This window comes from Microbacterium aurantiacum, assembly GCF_002872075.1.
Lineage (GTDB): Bacteria > Actinomycetota > Actinomycetes > Actinomycetales > Microbacteriaceae > Microbacterium > Microbacterium aurantiacum_A.
This window is the reverse complement of the sequence record NZ_PGGU01000029.1, coordinates 68,808-84,296: the sequence shown is the minus strand read 5'-3', so window position 1 is coordinate 84,296 and position 15,489 is coordinate 68,808. Positions and strand designations below refer to the sequence as shown.

Genomic DNA, 15,489 nt, shown 5'->3' with positions numbered 1-15,489 from the left:
ACGGTAGTACTACCGGGCGGACCAGCCGCCGTCCATCGTGTAGCTGGCACCGGTCACCATCGCGGATTCGGCGTCGGCCAGCCACGCCACCAGGGCGGCGACCTCTTCCGGCTCGACGAGCCGCTTGATGGCGCTCTCGGTGAGCATGATCCTCGCCAGCACCTCCGCCTCCGGGATCCCGTGGACCCGGGCCTGGTCCGCGATCTGCTTCTCCACCAGCGGGGTCCGGACGTACCCGGGGTTGATGCAGTTGCTGGTCACCCCGCGCTCGCCGCCTTCCAGCGCGGTGACCTTCGAGAGACCCTCGAGTCCGTGCTTGGCGGTGACATAGGCCGACTTGAAGGGCGAAGCGCGCAGGCCGTGCACGGACGAGATGTTGATGATCCGGCCGAACTCCCGCGCGTACATGCTCGGCAGCGCCGCCCGGATCAGCAGGAAGGGCACCTCGAGCATGAGCGACATGATCCGTCGGAAGTCCTGAGGATCGAAGTCCTGGATCGGGCTGATGTGCTGGATGCCGGCGTTGTTCACGAGGATGTCCACTCCGGCGAGCGCCTCCGAGAGCCGGTCGTCGGCGAGGGCGGCGGGGTCCAGCAGGTCGACGACCCAGCTGGACCCGCCCACCGCCGCCGCCAGTGCTTCCGCACCGGCTCGGTCCTTGTCCGCGACGATGACGTGTGCACCACGCGCGGCCAGCGCCCGCACGGCGGCCGCGCCGATCCCGCTGGCACCGCCGGTCACCAGTGCCCGCATCCCGGAGAGGGGCTCCGCTGCCGTACTCAACTGCGTACCCGTGCGGTGTTCAGGCCGTGCTTGCGCGCGTCGGCGTCATCGATGTCGTGCAGGGAGATGCCGTGGGTCTCCTTGAGGGTGATCACCGCGACCGCTGTGACGGCACAGGCGGCCGCGACGTAGAGCGCCACCGGCAGCCAGGAGCCGAAGTCCTGCAGCAAAGCTGTCGCGATGATCGGCGCCAGCGAGCCCGCCACGATCGAGGTGACCTGGTAGCCGAGGGAGACACCGGAGTAGCGCATCCGGGTGGGGAACATCTCGGCCATGATGGCCGGCTGCCCCGCGTACATCAGAGCGTGGAAGCACAGGCCGATGGCGACCGCCGCGGTGATGATGAACGGGTTCAGGGTGTCGAACATCGGGAAGGCGAAGAACGCCCAGGATGCTCCGAGCACCGCGCCGGCCAGGTAGACCGGCTTGCGGCCGAAAGCGTCGGAGAGCCGCCCCACCTGCGGGATCACGATGAAGTGGATGACGTGGGCCACCAGCAGCGCCAGCAGCAGCTGGCTCGTGTCGTACGCGTGCACGGTCTTCAGGTACACGATGGTGAAGGACACGATGATGTAGTAGAGGATGTTCTCGGCGAAGCGCAGTCCCATCGCTCCGAAGATGCCGCGCGGGTACTTCCTCACGACCTCCAGCACGCCGTAGCTGACGGCCTTCTCGGCTTCCGCCTGGGCGCGGGCCTCCAGGAAGATCGGCGCCTCGCTGACGTGGGTGCGGATGTAGTAGCCGATGATGACGACGATGGCCGACACCCAGAAGGCCACGCGCCAGCCCCAGCTGAGGAACTGGTCCGCGGGGAGCATCCAGGACATGCCCAGCAGCACCAGCGTCGCCAGCAGGTTGCCCACCGGAACAGCGGCCTGGGGCCAGCTCGACCAGAAACCGCGTGACTTGTCCGGGCTGTGCTCGGCCACCAGCAGCACTGCTCCGCCCCACTCGCCGCCCACGGCGAAGCCCTGCACGAATCGCAGGATCACCAGCAGCGCGGGTGCCCAGTAGCCGATCGACGTGAAGCCGGGCAGGCAGCCCATCAGGAAGGTGGCGACGCCGACGAGGATGATGGTGACCTGCAGCGTGTGCTTGCGGCCGAGCTTGTCGCCGATCTGGCCGAACACGATGCCGCCGAGCGGCCGGGCGACGAATCCCACGGCATAAGTCAGGAATGCGGCGATGATGCCGTCCAGCTCGGTACCGGCGTTCGGGAAGAAGAAGGTGCCGAACACCAGTGAGGCGGCGGTGGCGTAGAGGAAGAACTCGTACCACTCCACCACGGTGCCCACCATCGAGGCGGCCACGATCTTCTTGAGTCCGGATGTCTTCGTCTCCGGGACGCTGGTCGTCTTCTCGGCGCTCACGCTCACTCCTTCGTGTCCTGCCGACGTCCGCGTTGACGTCGGCGTGCGGCGCCCGTGCACTCGCCGGCCGGGCGGCCTCAGTCAGTATGGGCACGCCCAAGCGTGTGCATCAATGACCAGTCGAGCAGAGATCGTGTGCACAATTGCAGATATGAACATCCCGCTCCGTGGCGCCGCTGCCGCGAACCCCGACGATCTCCTCATCCTTCTCGCCGTGGCACGCTCCGGACGCTTCACGACCGCGGCCGAGAGCCTGGGGTTGAACCACACCACGGTGTCGCGCCGGATCACCGCCCTGGAGACGACGCTCGGCGGCCGCACTCTTTCCCGCACACCCGGCGGGTGGGAGCTGACCGACCTCGGACGCCGGGCCGTGCGCGCAGCCGAAGACGTCGAGACCGCGGTCGCCACCATCCACGAAGGCGACGGGGAGGCCGATCAGATCGCGGGCGTCGTGCGCATCTCCGCCACCGACGGATTCAGCGCATTCATCGTCGCACCGGCCGTGGCGCAGCTGCGGAGGAGGCACCCGAGGCTCAGCGTCGAGATCGTCAACGTCACCCGCCGCGCCCTCCAGCACCGTTCGGGGCTGGATCTGGAGGTCGTGGTCGGCGAGCCGCAGGTGCACCGCGCCGAGGCGATCCGGCTCGGCGACTACACGCTGGGGATGTACGCCTCGCGCGACTACCTCGACGAGTTCGGCACTCCCACCGGTATCGCAGAGCTGAGCGCGCATCCGTTGGTGTACTTCGTCGATTCGATGCTGCAGGTCGACGACCTCGACGCACCACGGCGTCTGGTTCCGGGGATGCTGGATTCGCTCAGTTCCACGAATGTCTTCGTCCACGTCGAGGCCACCCGCGCCGGAGCCGGGATCGGCTTCCTTCCGTGCTTCATGGCGGGCCGGCATCCTGATCTGGTGCGCCTGCTGCCCGACGACTTCGCCGAACGCCTGCCCTACTGGATGGTGCTGCGACCGGACTCGCTGCGTCAGCCTGCCGTCGCGGCGGTGGCCGACGCGCTGCGTCGCCGCACGGCCGCCGTGCACGACGCACTCCTCGGCATCGTGCCGCTGGAGCACTGACGCCGCGAACCGCCGCGCCCAGAGGTGGCGCGAGCCGGGTGCGCAGTCGTACTCTGAGCGCGTGACCGACGAGAGAACGCCCCACCCGCTCAAGGCCGAGCGGTTCAAGGCGTTCGTCGACGCGGTGGTTGCGATCGCGATGACGCTGCTCATCCTGCCGCTGCTGGAGTCGGTGTCCGAAGCGGCGAGCGAAGGACTCGGCACGGCGGAATTCCTCGGCGAGCACAGCGGGCAACTGCTGAGCTTCGGTTTGAGCTTCGTCCTCATCGCCGCGTTCTGGATGGAGCACCACCGCATGTACTCGCGGGTCGAGGGCATGACCGGTCCGTTGCTGTGGATCAACGCCGGCTGGTTGCTGACGATCGTCTGGCTTCCGGTGCCGACGGCGATGCTCGGCCAGATGGAGGGCGACGCCGTGCAGGCCGTGCTCTACATCGGCACCCTGATCCTGACGCAGGTGACGACCCTCGCCGCGAAGCTCTATCTGCTGCGGCATCCGGAGCTTCACGATTTCCCGGCTGAAGAGATGCGCCACGGCGCACTCGGCGACGTCGCGGCGATCATCCTGTTCGCGATAGCCCTGCCGATCGCGGCCTGGGTGCATCCCATCGGGTACTACGCCCTCCTGCTGATCGCGCTGACCGGACCCGTCACCAGGATTCTGACGCGACTGCCCCGGTAGGCTGGTCGGCGGCATCCAACCGTCTTTCTGAGGAGCACACGCATGGGCGCACACGACGCCGTCATCGAGATCCCGCGCGGCAGCCGCGTGAAGTACGAGGTCGACCACGAGACCGGGCGAGTCCACCTCGACCGCGTCCTGTACACGACCTTCGGCTACCCGGCCGACTACGGCTACTTCGACAACACCCTCGGCGAGGACGGCGACCCGCTGGACGTGCTGGTGCTGCTGGACCACGCCATCTACCCGGGCGTCGTCGTCGAGGTCCGCCCCGTCGCGGTCCTGAAGATGAGCGACGAGGCCGGTGGCGACGACAAGCTCGTCGCCGTGCTGTCCAAGGACCCGCGCTGGGCGCACATCCAGGACATCGGCGACGTCGCCGAGTACACGAAGAAGGAGATCGAGCACTTCTTCGAGCACTACAAGGATCTCGAGCCCAACAAGTGGGTCAAGGTCGACGCGTGGGGCGACGCCGCTGAAGCGCAGCGCATCCTCGACGAGGCGATCGTGCGGTTCGGCGAGCAGGGTCACTGATCGTTCGCACCGACTCCGGTGAGGATCGCATGCCGCTGACCCTTCGCGTGGCCTTCACCATTCTGGGCGCCGTCACGGCGCTGATCGCGACACCCCTCCTCGGGCTTGCTCTCTTCATGGGCGCCTGGGGAGGGTGGCGTGGCCTGCTTCCACTCGCGCTGCTCGTCGCATACGCAGCGGTGACCATCCTCGTGATGATTCGCAAGTCGTGGGCTCGATACGGGACGCCATTGTTCCCGGTCTCCTTCGCGGCGGCCGCTGTGGCGATGTCCACGTGGGAAGGCTTCTTCCCGGCTCTCATCGTTGCGGCCGTGCTCACCGGTGCGGCCGTTGTCCTGATCTTCGCGCCGCCGTCGAGGGCCTACTTCACTCGGGAGCAGCCGACCTCGACCTCGAAGTGATTCAGCGGCCGGGGGTCTTTCCGGCGGTGTTCAGCGAGCGGATGCTCAGAAGTAGATGCCCCGGTCAGCCATGAACCACTGGGGGTTGATGGTGCCGCCGTTCTCGTACACCTCGAAGTGCAGGTGGCAGCCGAACGAGCCGCCGGTGTTGCCGGCGTAGGCGATGACCTGACCGGCCTCCACCCACTGGCCGTAGCCGACCGCGTACGAGTCGATGTGCGCGTAGCCGGTGGCGAGGCCGCCGCCGTGCTGGATGCGGATGTAGTTGCCGTAGCCCCCGTTGTAGAAGGCCGCGTCGACGGTCCCGGCGTAGGCCGCGTAGATCGCCGCGCCGCAGCCGTTCGCGAGGTCGACGCCGCGGTGGAAGCTGGACGAGCATCCCTGCGAGCCGCACTGCGAATCGCGGGGACCGTAGTCGGAGGACTTGAATCCGCCGTGCGGGCGGGCCCAGCCGCTCGACGAAGGAGCGCTACCGCCACCGCCACCGCCGCCGTTCTGGCCTCCGGAACCGTTTTCGCGCTCAGCAGCCTCGCGTTCTCTCCGCGCCTGCTCTTCGGCCTCCCGCGCCGCGACACCGGCCTGGTAGCCGGCGACCGTGGTGGCCGTGGCGTCCTTCAGCGCAGCGAGCTGTCCCTGCAGCGTGGTGAGGTTCGCGGCCTGCTCGTCGAGCGCGGCCTGCGCGGCCTGCGCCGCCTGCTGCGCCGCGATCATCTTCTGCTCGGCCACCTGCTGCAGGCGGTCGCGCTCGGTGCGGGCGACGACGGCCTGATCGCTGAGCGACTGGGACGAGTTGCGGGCGGCGACGGCGTCGTCATAGATGGACTGGTTGTACTGCAGCAGCTTGTCCATCGTGCCGAGGCGCGTGAGCAGCTGGTCGGCGTTCGCGGCGGAGCCGGCGAAGAAGAGTTCGAGCGACGTGTCGTCGCCGCCGTTGCGGTAGAGCTGAGCGGCGACCTGACCGGCCTTGCGGGCCGATTCGTCGGCGATGCCGGCCTGCTCGTCGGCCTTGGCCTGCAGTTCCTCGGCGTCGGTGACGGCCTGGAAGAAGGCCTGCTGCGCGACGTAGAACTCATCGCCGGCGACTTTGGCAGCCGCCTGGGCGTCGGCGACCTTCTGCGTCAGCGACTGGATCAGGCCTTCGATGCGCGTGACTTCGGCAGCCTTGGCGCCCTCGTTCTGCATCGCGGCCTGCACGTCGTCCCAGCTGGGGTACGAGGCGGCATGAGCGGCGGAAACACCTGATGAGACGCCGAACGCGCTGAGCGCGACGACGCTGAGTGCACCGAGGCCAAGGACGCCGCGTCGGCTGATGGATCCGCGATTCCAGAGCGCTTTGCGTTCCACCGGAGTGGGCGCGCACCCGCATTCGGCGGATGCCGCAGCAGCAGCATCCAGCGTGTTCCTGTCGTTCACGCGGCCCCTTTCGCCGGATTCACACATGTCACACTAACAACAACAACCACATCCACACCAGGGTGGGATGCGGAAGAGGTGGCATGGTGACGCTCTCATCGTCCTCCTGTTCGGGGCAGTTCGGGGGTGGACTCGCCCTCGATTCGCGTTTTGCCTCGATCGTCGTTTATGCTTGAGCGTCGGCAAGGAGTGCTCCTCTGGGAAGCGCAACGGCCCCATCGTTTAGCGGCCTAGGACGCCGCCCTTTCACGGCGGTAGCACGGGTTCGAATCCCGTTGGGGTCACTCACACCGATATAATTGAATACAAGTATGGCCCTGTAGCGCAGTTGGTTAGCGTGCCGCCCTGTCACGGCGGAGGTCGCGGGTTCAAGTCCCGTCAGGGTCGCTCCACGCGTTGAGCCTTCTTTCGAGGAGGCTCTTCGTCTAGGACGCGACAGGTTCGCCGGTCGCGCGGCTCTGTAGCTCAGTTGGTAGAGCGTTCGACTGAAAATCGAGAGGTCACGGGATCGACGCCCGTCGGAGCCACACGGATGATCATTACAGTCATCCCAGAAACCCTCGCCTAGCTTCTACATGGCGGGGGTTTTGCTTTTCCGGCGCCGGCATCGAACGTTCAGCGCACGGTCGGGTTTCCGCCCCCGGAATCACGCGAGGAATGAGCACAACGTGGCACTTGCCCTCCCGACATCCATCGCCCGAGAGTCGACGCACCAGTGAGCGATGACGCCCCGGTCTCCCGCCGCATCGAGCTGACGCTCGTCAAGCCGTGGTTCGCGCTCTACGCCGGGATCAAGCCGACGCTCGTCATCGGCGGACGCGGCCAGCCGACCCAGTGGGGCCTCGGCACATGGCAGGTTCCGTCCGATCGCACCGTGACGATCGGGGTGTTCCTCTTCAATCGGCTGTGGCGCTTCGGCCAGGCCGAGTTCGAGCTGCAGCCCGACCACGCGCCGGCCCTCGTGTACCGCGCACCGATGCTGCCTTTCCTCCGCGGGCGGATCCGCCTGGACCCCCATCGGGGCTGACCTGACCCCGGAATAGCTCCGACTCGTCGCCGGTTGCAGCGAGCGACCGGAAGCACCGACGAGAAGGACCACATGAAGATTCTGCTGATCGGCGCGAGCGGACACGTCGGCGTCGGCGCATCCCGCGCACTCGAGACCCGCCACACCGTCATCCCGGCAGGGCGCTCCACATCGCCGGGCGTGGACGTGACGGATGCCGCATCGATCGCCGCGCTGTTCGAGGCCGTCGGCCAGATCGATGCCGTCGTCGTCGCCGTGGGATCCGTTCCGTTCAAGCCGCTGGCCGAGTTGGGAGCCGACGACTACCGCCAGGCGTTCGCCGGCAAGGTCCTCTCCCAGATCGATGTCGTCCGCATCGGCACGCCCTACGTGTCCAACGGCGGCTCGTTCACCCTCACCACCGGCATCCTGGCGCGGGAACCCATCGCCACCGGCGCCGCTGCCTCGATGGCGAACGGTGCGCTGGAGTCGTTCGTGCTCGCCGCCGCGACCGAACTGCCCCGCGGCATCCGCATCAACGCCGTCAGCCCCACCGTGCTCGAGGAGGCCACCGGCTACCACGACGCGTTCCCCGGGTTCATCCCGGTGTCGGCCGCCACCGTCGGCCAGGCATTCGCGAAGTCGGTCGAGGGAGTGCAGACCGGTCGGGTGTTCCGGCTCGACTGATCAGCGGCGCGGCGGCGCCGAGAGCGTCAGCGGCAGGTCGCGCATCACGACGACGCTGTCGAACTCGGCCGCACCGGGCGGCAGTGCGTCGAAGAACGACGAGCGCAGACTCAGCATCCGCGCGCCCTCCACAGACCACTCCTCAGACGTGAGCGTCACCGGTTCGAAGGTCTCGCCGTCGTGCCGTCGCGACCAGCCGATCCGGCCGGCGCGGTAGAAGTCCGAGGCCTCCTCGACGGTGGCGAAGACGCCACTGCGCCACTCGCCGCCGATCTCGACATCGGCGGCGAGGCTCTCACCCTTCGCGTCCATCGTCAACGCGTACCTGTCGCCGGACTCGTCGATCGTGAACCGCGCCTTCCGATGCACCCCGGGGAACAGCCGCCCTCCGAGCAGCACTGGGCTCCACGCGGAACTGTGCCGCTCGAAGATGTACACGCCGCGGTGGATCTCGCCGTTCTCGTCCCATTCCACGGCCATCCGGTGCGCCGCGTTCTCCGAGCGGAGGCCCCACCGGCCGCGGAACCACCTCGGACGAATGTCCTCGATCCCGAGGACGCACACCCCGGCCAGCGCATATCCGTTGACGAGCTGCGGGCGGAACCGCTCGGGGAGCAGCCCACGTGCGACCACCGGGTCGAGTCGATAACTGAGAAGGAGCCTCCGGCGCAGGTGCGCCCGCACCTCGCGCACGAGCGTCATGCGATCGCCCCATTGTTCGCCGCATTCGCCGAACGCCGCTTGCGCACTTCGCGCACGACGATCTGCTCTGGGCACACCGTGGAGAGGAAGTCCCCGACCGTGAGCGCGAGCCGCCCGCTGACGAGCGAGTAGAGGATGCGGTTCGCCTCGCGCCGTTCGCTGATCAGCCCCGCGCTTCGGAGGACGCGGAGGTGGCGCGAGATGGTCGGCCCCGTCGCCGCGAACCGCCCGGCGATCTCACCGGCGGCGAGCTCACCCTCTTTCAGGTCCTGCAGGATCTGCCGGCGGGTCGGATGTGCCAGTGCCTCGAAGACCGTGGTTGCGTCGTCCATGTTCGCAATATAGCACCAGTGCTAACTAGCTTCCAGCCGGCAAGCCCGTGGGAAGACTCCCTCCCGAATCCCGGCGCGCGAAGATAAGCTGAGTGCGCGCCATCGCTCCGACCGGCTTCAGGCAGGACGACGCGGCGGTGTTCCCCCACGACATCCTCTGGCCCCCGCGAAATCGCTCCGTCCCTGCCGCTTGATCCGGGCGGGCCGAGTTCGGCGGATGCGGCTACCCCAGAAAGGCCTGAGCACATGAGCGACTCCCCCGGCACCGGCGATCGCGGAGACGACTTCTTCGACCAGCTGGTCCAGAGCAACCCCCAGGGCAACGCCCGCGAGCAGTCCGCGTTCACCGTGGGCTTCCGCGGCTACGACAAGGGCGAGGTCGAGGCCGCACTCGCGGCTCTGCGGCAGCAGCTGCAGCAGGTCACGGCCGACCTCGAAGACGTCAACGGACGCCACGCCTCCGAGCTCGAGGCCGTGCGCGCCGAGGAACAGGCCGTCAAGGAAGCCCTGGAGGCGCAGATCGCCGCCGCCAAGGCGCAGGCCGCCGATGCCGAGCAGCAGGTCAGCACCCTCACCTCCGAGCTCGTCGACGCACCGCGCCCCGAAGGCACGGAGGCACCGTCGCGTCAGCAGTTCGAGGCGATCCTCCGGGTCGCCGAGGAGCAGGCCAACGTGCTCATCCAGAACGCCGCCGTGCAGGCCGACCGGCTGATGGCAGCCGCTCGCGAAGAGGTGGCCGCCCAGCGCGCCGAGGCCGAGGCCGACGCCACCCGCATCACCGCCCAGGCGCAGCGCGACGCCGACCAGGTGCGCCTGAAGATGGAGACCGAGTACACCGCGCACGAGGCACGGATCCAGCGCGAAGCAGCGCACGCCGACGAGAAGGTCGCGCAGGCCGCTCAGGAGGCCACCGCGATCCGCACCGAGGCGGAGAAGGGCGCCGCCGCACTGCGCTCGCTGGTGACACGGGAGACGACACAGCTGCGGGCGGATGCCGAGCGCGAGGTCCGCGAGATGAACGCCCGCGTTCTCGAGTTCGAGGAGACGCTCACGCGCCGTCAGGACGACGCGCAGCAGGAGTTCCTGGTGCTGCACAACCAGGCGGTGGCGCACGCCGAGCGCATCACGACCGACGCGAACGAGCAGGTCGCCGCCTCGCTGGAGCACGCCCAGCGCATCTCCGGCAAGGCAGACGACTACGAGCGCCTGATGCGCGCGCAGGCCGCGGCGATCGAAGCCGACACGCAGGTGCGAGCCCGCGAGACCCTCGACCGCGCCCGGCTCAAGTCGCAGAAGATCGTCGACACCGTCATGGAGCACGCGACGAGCGTGCTGCACGACGCCGAGGACCGCACCCGTCAGCTGCGCTGGCAGCAGCAGCAGCTGTCGAGCTTCATGTCGGAGGTGCGCGAGCTGATCCGCCCCGACGGCATCCTCGCGCCCGAGCCGACAGTGGCCGGCGCGTCCGCGACAGCGAACGCCGACGACACGGTCGAGGCAGAGACCACCGCTCCGGATCCGCTCGCCGGCGATGACGACTTCCTCGGCGACGAGGCTCTCGAGGACGAGCTGAGCGACGATGAGTCCATCGTCGACAACAAGATCACCATCGAGGTCGTCGAGGCCGACGAAGAGCACGCAGCGCGCTGAACGCCGTTCTCAGACGAAGGCGCGAACGGGTTTCCGTTCGCGCCTTCGTCGTCGATCTGACGACTGCCTAACGTTCAAAGAGCGCAAACGGCTCGATATCCCCGAGGGATGGAGCCGTTTGCGCTCTTTGAATTCTGCGTGGGGTTACGCCCGGCGCATCTGCCCGGCTGCGGGGCAGTCGAACGGGTCGCTGCCCGCGGCGAGGCCCACGCGGTTCAGGTACTCGATGACGATCTTGTACGACTGGAGGACGGTCGTCTCGGTGTACGGTACGTTGTTCGCGGCGCAGTAGTCACGGACGATCTCGCGCGCCTTGGACAGATGCGGGCGCGGCATGTTCGGGAAGAGGTGGTGCTCGACCTGGTAGTTCAGGCCGCCCATCAGCCAGGTGGTGGGCCATCCACCGGTGACGTTCCGGGAGGTGCGCACCTGCTTGGAGAAGAAGTCGAGGCGGGCGTTCGGATCGATGATCGGCATGCCCTTGTGGTTCGGCGCGAACGCGGCACCCATGTACACGCCGAAGACGGCGAACTGCACGCCCATGAAGGCGAACGCCATTCCGAGCGGGAGCATCATGAACACCGGGATGAGGATGAGCGCGAAACGAGCGGCGATGATGCTGAGCTCGATCCAGCGTCCCTTGACGTTCTTCGTCGTCATGAGGTACTTCAGGCCGAGGTAATGGAGGTTCAGCCCCTCGAGCGTGAGCAGCGGGAAGAAGAACCACCCCTGCTTGCGGGTGATCAGCTTGATCAGGCCCTTGGCCTTCGCGGCATCCTCTTCGAGGAACGAGATCGTGTCGACTTCGATGTCGGGGTCCTTGCCGACCTGGTTCGGGTTGCCGTGGTGCTTGGTGTGCTTCGAGTCCCACCAGGAGTAGCTCATGCCGATGCTGGCGATGACGATGCGGGCGAGCTTGAAGTTCGCCGGCCCCGACGTCAGGATCTGGCGGTGCGCGGCCTCATGTCCGAGAAAGGCGATCTGCGTGAGCACGATGCCGAGTCCGGCGGCGATGAGCAGCTGGAACCAGCTGTCGCCGAGCAGGATGAAGCCGGTGATCAAACCGCCGAGGGCGACGGCGATGCCGGAGGCGACAGCGATGTAGAACCAGGTCGCGCGGCGCAGAAGCCCGGTCTCACGGACAACTTGCGAAACCTGCTTGAATGCCTGGGCCATGGGCGGGATGTCGGCCGTACCCGCGTACGTCTGGCGTACCGGGCCAAGTGTGCTGGTGGTCGATGCGACCTGGGTGATGGAGATGATGCTCTCCTTCCCGTGCGGAGCCCTGGAGCTGCGAGAAGCCGATGGCGGATGCCGAAGGCTTCACGTCAGGCTACGCCCCTGCGTATGCGAGTTCGGGCATACGCAGGGGTGATCCTTCTGATACTCAGGACTGAGATCTGGCCGCCTCCTGGGCCACCGGCGGCCGCACGACCAGGAGCACGACGACGGCCACCAGCACGATCGCCGTGAACACGACGGGAGTCGGCAGCAGCGGATCGAGCAGCACCAGCAGGGCAGCGATCGGGATGACGGTGTTGACGACCCTGTCGGCGTTGTCGCGGATCGCGATCCACCAGATGCCGAGCAGGAACACCGCGATCGGCACGGTGACGGTGAAGGAGGCCTGGACTGCATCGAGCTCGGAATGCCCGGTCAATCGGTCGATCTCGACCTCGATGCCGGAGGAGAACGCCGCGGCGGCGGCGAACACGAAGAAGTGGGTGTAGCCGTATCGCAGCGAGCGCGCGAAGGTGGTGATGGCGCGGTGGTGCGGCGGCCAGAAATAGATCCACCACAGCGACGCGGTGACGACGAGCGTGAGCACCGCGATGGAGATGAGCGGTCCGAGTGATTCGACCTCGTCGAGCGCCTCGATGATCGCGTTGGAGGAGGCGAGCAGGCTCTCGCCGAGCACGATCAGCGTGAACAGGCTGTAACGCTCGGTGATGTGATGCGGATGCCAGGGCGTCCTTCCTTGACTGCGCGTCTCGGCGATTATCGGCACGAGGAGCTCGAAGACGAGGAACACGACGAAGAATGCCGGCTTGGTCTCGGCGGGGACGAAGAGGAAGGCCACCCAGAAGACCTGGACGACCGCGATGCCCGCAGCGTAGATCAGCGTCGCCGTGCGCGCTGTGCCCGCGGACCGGGATGCACGCAGCCATTGCACGATCATCGCGACGCGCATCACGATGTAGGCGATGACCGTGACGGTGAAGTCGCCGTGGAATGCGCCGGGGATTCCCGCCGCGAGCACGAGGACCCCGCCCATCTGCACGAAGGTGAGGACGCGGTAGAGCCAGTCGTCGGTCGAGAACGACGTCGCGAACCAGGTGAAGTTCATCCACGCCCACCAGATGGCGAAGAACATGAACACGTAGGACATGAGGCCGTTCTGCACATGTCCCGCCGACAGTTCGTGGTGCAGCTGGGCCGACGCGGTGCTCACCGCGACGACGAAGACCAGATCGAAGAAGAGCTCGAGCGGGGTCGCCGCACGGTGTCCCTGATGGGGGTCGCGCGGGTGCATGCGGGTCAGCCGGAAGCGCGGGGCTGTTGCGGTGTCAGTCACCGGGACAGATTAGCTGTATGAGGCTAGGACGTTGTTGACGCGTGACGGCGTCGCGGATGCGGGCGGCTTTCCGCCGTGCACACCGTGGGGCCGGTGGTAGTTGTAGTGCACGTTCCAGGTTTCCAACGCTCTCTCTCGCTGGCCTTCTGAGGTCCAGGTCCTTGCGTAGAGGAACTCTTCAGCGAGGATGCGGTTGTAGCGTTCGACTTTCCCGTTGTGCTTGGGCGTGTACGGCTTCGTGCGGCGGTGCTCCGCGCCGTCCAGAGCGGCAGCGAACGCCCCGGAACGGTAGCAAGCGCCGTTGTCGGTGATGATTCGCTCGATCCGGGTGATGCCGTGGGCAGCAAACCAGTCGCGGGCGCGGTTCAGGAATGCGACGGCGGTCGCGGCCTGTTCGTTCTCGAGCGATTCTGTGTATGCCAGGCGGGTGTGCCCGTCGATGGCGGAGTGCAGGTATGCGTATCCGGCACGTGCGCCGCGGGCCTTCGCCCGGGCGGCAGCACGGGCTTCGGGGCTGCCTTTGCCATGCACGCGCCAACCGCCGCCGTCGGGGATCCGTCCGACCTTCTTCACGTCAAGGTGCACCATGTGCCCGGGATACTTCGCGGTGATCGTCCTGACCTCACGGTTTGTCTCACCACTCGGGTCTATGAATCGGCGGCGGTTCAGGCCGAGCTGTGCCAGGTGCCGGGTGATGGTGCGCCGGCTGACCACAACACCGTCCGCATGCAGTTCGAAGGCGATGCGGGATGCCGACCACTTGTGCTCGCGCCGTAGCTCCTCGATCCGCGCTACTGTCTCGCCAGGTATCGCGCCTGGCTGCCGGGCTGGAGCAGACGAGCGGTCAAGCAGGCCGATTTCGCCGAACTTACGGTATCGGTTCACCCACTTCGATGCAGTTGCGCGGGATATGCCCATCTCGGCCGCGACGTGTGCGATCGGACGGGTACGGCAGCGTTCAATCAGCCGCTGGCGGCCTTCGGGAGTGAGTGGCGCATTCTTGTGGCTACGCCTGCGTGGCTTGTCGCGGATCGACGAACTCGGACTCGAACTCATGCTCAGCGGAAGGATGCGCTAATCCCGTCACGGATCGACATGCCTAGAACAGCCCCAGCACCAGCGTGATGGCCAGGAACAGCGCCAGTTGATAGCCAGTGTTGATGATCGTCAGTTTCAGAGGCTTCTGTTCGAACGAGTTGTGCTGAAGAAGGGTCGATGCCGACAGCGTCATCCACGCGACGGCCCCAACCGTCACGGCCATCCACACGGAGTCGTTGCCGGTCGCCGCGGATGCGAGCCCGACGGCGAACGCGAGCCCGACAGTGGTTGCGGCGTTGGACACGGCGAGCAGGATCAGGTTGCGCGTTCGGACGGGCTTGTTCTTTTCCGGCGTAATGCCAGTCATAGCTTCCCAGGCGTCGGCGATGGCACCCTTTGAGTACCAGACCATCGCAACGACCATCCCCGCGACGAATGCGAGGAGTACACCAATCCAGTTGATCTCCATGCCACTTACCTCCCTGATACCCAGGGCACGGTCAGCCCTGGCAACGACGATCATCACTTGATATAATCAAGCATGGTTGAAACTGTCAATCCCATGTCGCGTCGAAGCTACGGCCAGTTCTGCGGACTGGCACGCGCGCTCGACATCGTCGGAGACCGTTGGAATCTCCTGATCGTGCGAGAGCTTCTGCCCGGGCCCCTCCGATACGGCGAGCTGAAAGCCTCCCTGCCAGGAGTCGCGAGCAACCTCCTAGCCGAACGACTGCGGACGATGGAAGACACCGGCGTCGTGGAGCGAGTGCTGGGAGACGCGGGCATCCTCTACGGGCTGACGCGCTGGGGAGCGGAACTCCAGGAGCCAATGGAGGCTTTGGGGCGATGGGGCGTCCCCCTCCTGGCTACCGGGCGGGGTGATGACGAGTTCCGGCCCCGATGGCTGACTCTTGCCCTGCCCGCCATCCTCCGCGGCAGAACGACAACGACGCCCGTGGAGGTCGGCTTCGAGGTGGAGGGCCTGCTCATCGTTCTCCGTATCGACGCGGACGGCCCGAGCACGCGCATCGGCAACGACCACCTGCCGGAGACCGTTCTGGCGGCCGAGGCCGATACCGTCGTGGGCCTCGTCGCCGGCGCGCTCACCGTCGACCAAGCGCTCGATGCAGGTGAACTCCGCGGAGAGGCCGATGCACTTCGACGAGCATTCGTCTGAGACGCCACCACCAAGGCACAGGGTCGGAGAGATACCGCAGTCGGGGCGACGCCGT

17 protein-coding genes and 3 tRNA genes are annotated in these 15,489 nt (G+C 67.0%); 11 read left to right on the top strand and 9 right to left on the bottom strand.

Features of this window, described 5'->3' with window-relative positions; all coding sequences use genetic code 11:
• Positions 1 to 9: 9 nt before the first annotated feature.
• Positions 10 to 753, bottom strand: a complete 744-nt coding sequence (locus tag CUR96_RS17445) for a 3-hydroxybutyrate dehydrogenase (RefSeq protein ID WP_102194604.1) — start codon at positions 751 to 753, stop codon at positions 10 to 12.
• Between the two features lie 26 nt (positions 754 to 779).
• A complete protein-coding gene (locus tag CUR96_RS17440; RefSeq protein WP_281255079.1) occupies positions 780 to 2,153 on the bottom strand; it encodes an MFS transporter in 1,374 nt (457 codons plus the stop codon).
• A 151-nt stretch (positions 2,154 to 2,304) separates the two neighbouring features.
• Between CUR96_RS17440 and CUR96_RS17435 the strand changes: the two genes are divergently transcribed.
• The 4 genes from CUR96_RS17435 (at position 2,305) to CUR96_RS17420 (ending at position 4,854) form a co-directional block, all read left to right on the top strand.
• On the top strand, positions 2,305 to 3,237 hold the full coding sequence (locus CUR96_RS17435; RefSeq protein WP_245861455.1) for a LysR family transcriptional regulator: 933 nt from the start codon (positions 2,305 to 2,307) through the stop codon (positions 3,235 to 3,237).
• A gap of 61 nt (positions 3,238 to 3,298) precedes the next feature.
• Positions 3,299 to 3,919 carry a TMEM175 family protein gene (locus CUR96_RS17430; protein ID WP_245861452.1) on the top strand — a complete coding sequence of 207 codons (621 nt, stop codon included), beginning with the start codon at positions 3,299 to 3,301 and terminating at the stop codon, positions 3,917 to 3,919.
• A gap of 42 nt (positions 3,920 to 3,961) precedes the next feature.
• The gene (locus CUR96_RS17425) at positions 3,962 to 4,453 is read left to right on the top strand and encodes an inorganic diphosphatase (RefSeq protein WP_053098719.1); all 492 of its coding nucleotides are present in this window, start codon (positions 3,962 to 3,964) and stop codon (positions 4,451 to 4,453) included.
• 29 nt (positions 4,454 to 4,482) lie between these two features.
• Positions 4,483 to 4,854: a hypothetical protein gene (locus CUR96_RS17420; protein WP_102194602.1), complete on the top strand. Its 372-nt coding sequence runs from the start codon at positions 4,483 to 4,485 to the stop codon at positions 4,852 to 4,854.
• Between the two features lie 45 nt (positions 4,855 to 4,899).
• Here the strand turns inward: CUR96_RS17420 and CUR96_RS17415 are convergent, their stop codons facing one another.
• Positions 4,900 to 6,267: a M23 family metallopeptidase gene (locus CUR96_RS17415; RefSeq protein ID WP_245861449.1), complete on the bottom strand. Its 1,368-nt coding sequence runs from the start codon at positions 6,265 to 6,267 to the stop codon at positions 4,900 to 4,902.
• Between the two features lie 211 nt (positions 6,268 to 6,478).
• On the opposite strand from CUR96_RS17415, the gene CUR96_RS17410 reads away from it, so the two are divergent.
• The 5 genes from CUR96_RS17410 to CUR96_RS17390 all read left to right on the top strand — a co-directional run bounded on the left by CUR96_RS17410 (position 6,479) and on the right by CUR96_RS17390 (position 7,960).
• Positions 6,479 to 6,551 (top strand) — tRNA-Glu (locus CUR96_RS17410).
• A 29-nt stretch (positions 6,552 to 6,580) separates the two neighbouring features.
• Positions 6,581 to 6,654 (top strand) — tRNA-Asp (locus CUR96_RS17405).
• A gap of 67 nt (positions 6,655 to 6,721) precedes the next feature.
• A tRNA-Phe gene (locus CUR96_RS17400) sits at positions 6,722 to 6,794 on the top strand.
• Between the two features lie 188 nt (positions 6,795 to 6,982).
• Positions 6,983 to 7,294 (top strand): hypothetical protein, encoded by a 312-nt coding sequence (locus tag CUR96_RS17395; RefSeq protein ID WP_102194600.1) that lies wholly within the window; start codon positions 6,983 to 6,985, stop codon positions 7,292 to 7,294.
• Between the two features lie 72 nt (positions 7,295 to 7,366).
• Positions 7,367 to 7,960 (top strand): short chain dehydrogenase, encoded by a 594-nt coding sequence (locus tag CUR96_RS17390; RefSeq protein WP_102194599.1) that lies wholly within the window; start codon positions 7,367 to 7,369, stop codon positions 7,958 to 7,960.
• Here the strand turns inward: CUR96_RS17390 and CUR96_RS17385 are convergent, their stop codons facing one another.
• Both CUR96_RS17385 and CUR96_RS17380 read right to left on the bottom strand, forming a co-directional pair.
• The gene (locus tag CUR96_RS17385) at positions 7,961 to 8,662 is read right to left on the bottom strand and encodes a DUF2071 domain-containing protein (protein WP_102194598.1); all 702 of its coding nucleotides are present in this window, start codon (positions 8,660 to 8,662) and stop codon (positions 7,961 to 7,963) included.
• Positions 8,659 to 8,994: a metalloregulator ArsR/SmtB family transcription factor gene (locus CUR96_RS17380; RefSeq protein WP_102194597.1), complete on the bottom strand. Its 336-nt coding sequence runs from the start codon at positions 8,992 to 8,994 to the stop codon at positions 8,659 to 8,661. The genes CUR96_RS17385 and CUR96_RS17380 overlap by 4 nt, the downstream gene beginning before the upstream one ends.
• 246 nt (positions 8,995 to 9,240) lie before the next feature.
• Here CUR96_RS17380 and CUR96_RS17375 point away from each other — a divergent pair, with 246 nt between their 5' ends.
• Positions 9,241 to 10,644 (top strand): cell division initiation protein, encoded by a 1,404-nt coding sequence (locus CUR96_RS17375; RefSeq protein ID WP_102194596.1) that lies wholly within the window; start codon positions 9,241 to 9,243, stop codon positions 10,642 to 10,644.
• A 144-nt stretch (positions 10,645 to 10,788) separates the two neighbouring features.
• Here the strand turns inward: CUR96_RS17375 and CUR96_RS17370 are convergent, their stop codons facing one another.
• The 4 genes from CUR96_RS17370 to CUR96_RS17355 form a co-directional block, all read right to left on the bottom strand.
• Positions 10,789 to 11,820 (bottom strand): fatty acid desaturase family protein, encoded by a 1,032-nt coding sequence (locus tag CUR96_RS17370; RefSeq protein ID WP_432612431.1) that lies wholly within the window; start codon positions 11,818 to 11,820, stop codon positions 10,789 to 10,791.
• Positions 11,821 to 12,031: 211 nt separating this feature from the next.
• Entirely contained in the window at positions 12,032 to 13,177 is a 1,146-nt protein-coding gene (locus tag CUR96_RS17365; RefSeq protein WP_102194594.1) for a low temperature requirement protein A, read from the bottom strand.
• A 51-nt stretch (positions 13,178 to 13,228) separates the two neighbouring features.
• Positions 13,229 to 14,275, bottom strand: a complete 1,047-nt coding sequence (locus tag CUR96_RS17360) for an IS481 family transposase (protein ID WP_102194593.1) — start codon at positions 14,273 to 14,275, stop codon at positions 13,229 to 13,231.
• 43 nt (positions 14,276 to 14,318) lie between these two features.
• Positions 14,319 to 14,726, bottom strand: a complete 408-nt coding sequence (locus tag CUR96_RS17355; RefSeq protein WP_102194779.1) for a DUF1761 domain-containing protein — start codon at positions 14,724 to 14,726, stop codon at positions 14,319 to 14,321.
• A 93-nt stretch (positions 14,727 to 14,819) separates the two neighbouring features.
• On the opposite strand from CUR96_RS17355, the gene CUR96_RS17350 reads away from it, so the two are divergent.
• Positions 14,820 to 15,434, top strand: a complete 615-nt coding sequence (locus CUR96_RS17350; protein ID WP_219722015.1) for a winged helix-turn-helix transcriptional regulator — start codon at positions 14,820 to 14,822, stop codon at positions 15,432 to 15,434.
• The last annotated feature ends 55 nt before the right edge of the window (positions 15,435 to 15,489 follow it).